We start from the raw sequence: 400 nt of genomic DNA, 5'->3' as shown, positions 1-400 counted from the left end.
CGCCCTTGGCCTTGCTGAAGGTGAGGAAGCCTTCGTGGCCATGGTAGTGGCCCATGCCGGAGGGACCGACGCCACCGAACGGGATGTCGTCCTGGGCGACATGCAGCAGGGTGTCGTTCAGACACACACCGCCTGAGTGGGTCTCGTGCAGCACGCGCTGCTGCTGCGCCTTGTCGTAGCCGAAGTAGTACAGGGCCAGCGGTCGCGGGCGCTGGTTGACGTAGGCCAGGGCGTCTTCCAGGCGCTCGTAGGGGATCACCGGCAGCAGCGGGCCGAAGATTTCCTCCTGCATCACTTTCATGTCGTCGCTGACGTTCAGAAGCAGCGTCTGCGGCAGGCGCCGTTGCTGGCCTTCGGCGAACAGCGGGACGAGGGTCGCGCCCTTCTCGCGGGCGTCGTC

1 protein-coding gene is annotated in these 400 nt (G+C 66.2%); it reads right to left on the bottom strand.

The window, feature by feature from the left end:
* Window positions 1-400 (bottom strand): aldehyde dehydrogenase family protein (locus tag ACLJNW_RS23370; RefSeq protein WP_410961108.1); only part of this gene is annotated, 400 nt, incomplete at both ends.

The sequence above is a fragment of the Salmonella sp. SAL4457 genome (assembly GCF_046548235.1).
GTDB lineage: Bacteria > Pseudomonadota > Gammaproteobacteria > Enterobacterales > Enterobacteriaceae > Salmonella > Salmonella enterica.
Note: the sequence above shows the minus strand (reverse complement) of the source record. Positions and strands in the feature narration are given on the sequence as shown.